Annotated in this window: 3 protein-coding genes; all 3 read right to left on the reverse strand. The window is 70.2% G+C overall.

From position 1 onward, the window contains the following. Positions 1–290: 290 nt before the first annotated feature. Positions 291–1,262 carry an SgcJ/EcaC family oxidoreductase gene (locus VFZ70_06590; GenBank protein ID HEX6255463.1) on the reverse strand — a complete coding sequence of 324 codons (972 nt, stop codon included), beginning with the start codon at positions 1,260–1,262 and terminating at the stop codon, positions 291–293. Positions 1,263–1,436: 174 nt separating this feature from the next. Continuing rightward, complete coding sequence (gene mobF / locus VFZ70_06595; GenBank protein ID HEX6255464.1) at positions 1,437–4,049, reverse strand: MobF family relaxase; 2,613 nt, start codon at positions 4,047–4,049, stop codon at positions 1,437–1,439. Positions 4,050–4,284: 235 nt separating this feature from the next. After that, the coding region (locus VFZ70_06600; protein ID HEX6255465.1) for a hypothetical protein at positions 4,285–4,908 on the reverse strand (624 nt) is incomplete at its 5' end.

Below are 4,908 nucleotides of genomic sequence, written 5' to 3' on the forward strand. Positions count from 1 at the left end.
GCCATGATCGCCATTGCGGCCGGGTCTCGACGTGGTAAATCGGATAGCCGAACTTCCACGTGGCGGGGTGGTCGGACGCCGACGGTAGGGGGTGCGCAGAGGTCACGTGTGTCTCCCCTGACTGGTCCTCCGGGTGTGCGAGACCACCTGGCCTCGATCGGCAACGCACTCGTCGAACGATACAGCTGAGACCGTCCCATAGCCCCGGTTGCCCGACGGTGCGGCCTCCGATCACATGGCGCCGGTGGGCTCGGTGGTGTCGGGCTGCACCGTCCACGTCGCCGGTCGGGTCAATCGGCACCGATCTCCACCGGGACGATCTGATCGACACCGGCGAGTCCCTTCAACGCGACCATGCGCGGTTCGCCGTACCGCAGACCTGACATCGAACCGACGAGGTCTCTCGTGGTGGCCGACAGCATGATCTCATCGGCATCGGCCGAAGCCGCCACCCGAGCCGCCTTGTTGACGGTGATGCCGAGGAAGTCATCGCCGGCTCGCACGACCTCTCCGGTGTGGATGCCGATCCGAACCGGCAGACCTGCCGCCGACGAGGACCGCCGGATCTCGACGGCCGCACACACCGAGGCTCGAGCCGACTCGAAGGTCAGCATCGCGCCGTCCCCGAGGACCTTGACAACCGATCCGCCGTGCGACGCTGCGACCCTCCGAATCGCCACTTCATGCGAGGTCATCAGCTCGGCGTAGGCGGCGTCACCGACGGACGCGGCCAACCCCGTGGAATCCACGACATCGGTGAACACCAACGTCAACGTCCCTTCAGATCCGGCGACCGCTTCGAGTCGGACATCATCATCGATGAGCGATGCCATCAACTCGTCGAGTGTCGTGGTGAGCGGGACACCGAAGATCTGCTCATTCGGCACGGGTATCGAGTTCTGCCACTGGACAACCCGCCACACCCCCGACTCGATACGCAGCGATGCCATGTGACGCAGCGGGGTCCGGGCCGCCTGCGTCGTCATGGTCGTGTGGGCGATCACCCACCCGACGCCGTCGTCCTCGAACCCCTCCACGTGGTCGATGTCCAGCGTCCAGCCAACCATCTCGACCGCTTGCCTGCGGAACAGCTTCAGAAACTCGTCGTGACCGGCCCACCGCTCGTCGTGGTCGAAGCCAAGGACACGCAAGCCAGGGTCTGTCGAGAAAAGATTGGCGATGGTGTCTGCGTCCCCATCATTCCACGCCACCAGGACCCGTCGAACCACGGCCTCGATCTCAGGGGAGCGAACCAGCGGCATGACCGCACCGTACCTCCGACCTCTTGCGGGCCCGCCACGGTGGCGGCGCGAGCGTGGGCCATGATCGGCCCGTCAGTCAGAGATGTGCTCGGCTCCAACCCAAAGCAGCGCGGCATCGCACAGCCCCGGCTACATCAAGTCCAGGATGGCGGCTCGGACGTCGGTAGGGGGTGCCTATAGGCCGAGTTCGAGTGGCGCGTGCTGTTGACGGTGTCGTACGGGCGCGCGAAGTCGCGCGACGCGATGCGGCCCACGATCGATATCCGGCGACTGGTCGACGGCGAAGGCGTGGTTGCGTCCGCGGCCGATTGCGTCGATCCACGCGCGGCCCCGGGTAGCGTAGATGCGGTTGGTCAGCCGGCCGCGGGATAGGGCGACGTACGCGCGTTCGGCCGTGGCCAACGCGGAGGGCGTGAAGAGGCTGTAGTCGACGGTGGCGCCTTGGGCGGTGTCGACGGTGCGTGCGTAGCCGTGGTCAACGTGCTCGCCGACGTAACCGGCCGACACCGTCACGCGTGTGGGTCTGCCGGGTTCGCGGTGCGCTGCGTCGAGGTCCACGGTGATCCGGTTGCGGTGGGTGGCGGTGACGCGGCCGGTCATACCGTTGCGCACGACCATCGTGGTCCCGTCGGGTTGGGTCAACCGGTGGTTGCGGCGCAGGATGACCTCGTCACCGACCGCGAGCGTGATCGCGCGGCGGTCGTCGGGCGCCCGGTACGTGCGGGCGCGGCGGGCGATGTCGCCGCGAGCGACCAGGTGGGCGCGGGCGAACCGGTTGAGCTCGCCGACAGTTTGGCGCTCGGTCGCGAGCATCAGCACGCTGCAGCCGCTGTCGCGCAGTTTGAGCCAGTCGTCGACCATCCCCATCCACGCATCCACCGGTCGCCTGTGGTGGTCGGACACCGCGCCCTGCGTCCGGAGGACCTGAACTGCGGCGGCGGGTTGGCGGTCGCGGAACAGTTCGGCGGCGTCGCGGAAGACGGGGTCGCGGAACCGGTGATTCTGTCCGAGGACGGTCGCGCCGAGCCGCTGGGCGAGCACGTAGTGGCCGCCGCCAACATCGACCGAGGGGATCTGGCGGTGGTCGCCGACGTCGACGATCTTGCCGTCGACCGCATCCACCGCGCGCTGCAGCGCCAGCCGGCTGCGGGTGGGACACATCGCGGCCTCGTCGAGCACCACGACCACGCCATGCGGCAGCCTGCGACGGCGGTGACGGAGCTCGACGAGGAGCCGATCGACGGTGGCGGTGTCGCGGATGCCGGCCGACATGGCGAGCTGGTGCGCGGCAGTCGCAGACGGCGCCACGCCGACGACGGGGACGCCGGCGGCATCGAGGGCGGCGCGGTAGGCGCCCAGCGCGGTGGACTTACCCGTGCCGGCCTTGCCGACCACCACGTCCACGCCTGCACCGGAGGAGGCGAGCGTGCGGACCATCGTCTGCTGATCCGAGTCGAGCGTCGGGTGGGCGCCGAGGACCTGGTCGACGATCGCGCCCGGGATACGCCCGACGCCGGCGTGCTGCCGGCTGGTGGCGCGCTGGAGCAGCTCGGTCTCGGCGGCGAGCAGGTCGATGGTGGTGTAGCGCCGTTCGGACTGATCGACGGTGCGGATGATGCGGCCGGCGGCGTCACGCACGCGTAGCAGCTCGCTGGTGGTGCGCGCGGCGGGTGCGAGGACCGAGACGATGCGGTCGTCGCGCAGCAGCCGGTTGACGAGGATCTCGACGCGACCGGCGGCATGGTCGGCACTGGCGCCGTGGATCGCGGACCGCGCGGCGAGGTCGATGACCGCGTCGCGGCGGGAGAAGCTCGACGCCTGCTTGGTCACGCCATCGGCCCCGGCGATCGCGTCCAGCAGCCGCGTCACGTGAGGGCCGCGTGGCGGACCGTGCTGCAGGTCGGTGTGAAGCGCTGCCTGAAGGATCCGTTCGGGATTGTGGCCGGCAATGATCGCCTCGCGGGCGAAGCGGTCGTGTAGGGACCGGCCGTCGCCCACGTGGGCCTTGGCGTGGCGGGTGACGAGTGCAGCGGTCTGCGCAGCGCGGCCCGTGGCGGTGTCGGGGTCGAGGCCGCGCGCGACGAGCGCGGCGGTGATCTGGCTACGCCGCTTCGACCAGTCGCGACACAGGCCGGGTGGGATGCCCGCGACCTCCCACTGCTCGTCACGGCGCTCCCAGCCGACGCCGAGCCGGCGGGTCAGGTCGGCGCGCAGGGCGGCCTGGTAGATGCCGTCGGCAGCCTTCGCGTGCTGGAACAACAACCCGCCGTCGAGCGCGGCGCGGCGCCCGTCGGGCGCCTCGACGACGTTGACCAGGATCGAATGGACGTGCAGCTGCGGATCGCCTTCGCGAGAGCAGCGATGTGCGAAGTCCGCCCTCAGGAACCCGAGCTGCGCCCCGTCCTGCCGGTCAACGCCGTCACGGCCGAGCCGGACGACACATGCATGGGCGGTGAGGTAGCCGACCGCGGCATCCACCGCCGCAGCCTGCGCCTCACGCACCTGACCGCGGGCGTCGTCAGGCGCGAGGGCCCACAGCGCCGAGATCGACTTCGGCGGCGAGAACGTGACGTCCCACGCCGCCATCCGCCGGTTCGCACGCGCCTTCAACGGCGTACCCGTCGCAGGGTCGACGCCTTCGAGCACCGCGCGGAAGTCCTCCGCAGCCACCTGCCCGGACAGACCGAGGTGATCGGCGAACGCACCGCGCCACATCCCAGGCGCTTCGCCGTGGCCGGCGTAGTAGTCGTGACGATCACGAGCGACCTGCTCGACGTAGTACGTCACGCTCGCACAAGCACCAGCTCGGATCGCAGCGACCGAGGCGACCATTAGCAGCCACCCGCAACCGCAGATCGCACCGAGCCCGATGAGCACCAGGACCACCACAGCGCGACGAGCCGAAGATCCGACCACACCCTTGCATTCCTTTGGAATGCCACGATCCGCAGCCCGACCAGCACGACGGACCGGCTACCGGCACGGCGTGACGAACGACCACGACCGCAGCGCCCGTGACCGGTCATTGCTCCCAGCCGATCCCGAGATCCCGCGACCGACGAACGACATCAGCGATCCGCTGGCTGCGGGTCTGGTCGGCCGCCTGTTGCGCGCGAGCGCGCACGGCATCTCGTGTCTGCCCGTCGAGCGCGGCGGCCGTAGGCGCTCGGACGTCGAGCGCCCGGTCAACACGGGCGGCGTCGAGCTCTGTGGCGGCCTGTTCGGACCGAGGGACCTCGTGGTACGGGCGCATTGCCGCATCGATGACCTGTCGGGCGGCGACGTGGGTGTCGAAGTCGCCCGAGACGTCGACGTACGCGACACCCTCCGAGCCTCGGTACACGCCGTTTGGGTCGCGGATCGTGCCGGCGTCGGTCAGGCGGATCGAGACTCGCAGCGGGCGGCCGTCGGGTAGCCGCACGTCCGAGCGGGCCAGCGCCGCGCCCCGGGATGGGTCGCTGCGGATGATGCGGTCGAGCGCGTCGCGCAGCTGCGCGGCGGCCTGGGCGTTGAGATCGAGCCGGACGCGGTTGCCCTGGAACCACGCGTCGCGTGCGGGGGTCACCGCGAACCCTCCGCGCGGGTGCGGCGCGCCTGCGCGGAGCGCAACGCCAGCCGCGTCATGTGCGCACGCATCGCGTGCTCG

Source organism: Euzebyales bacterium (genome assembly GCA_036374135.1).
Classification (GTDB): domain Bacteria; phylum Actinomycetota; class Nitriliruptoria; order Euzebyales; family JAHELV01; genus JAHELV01.

Excerpts from the sequence above, each read along its gene's own strand:
- VFZ70_06590 (HEX6255463.1), bottom strand. The coding sequence starts at position 1,262 with ATGCCGCTGGTTCGCTCCCCTGAGATCGAGGCCGTGGTTCGACGGGTC.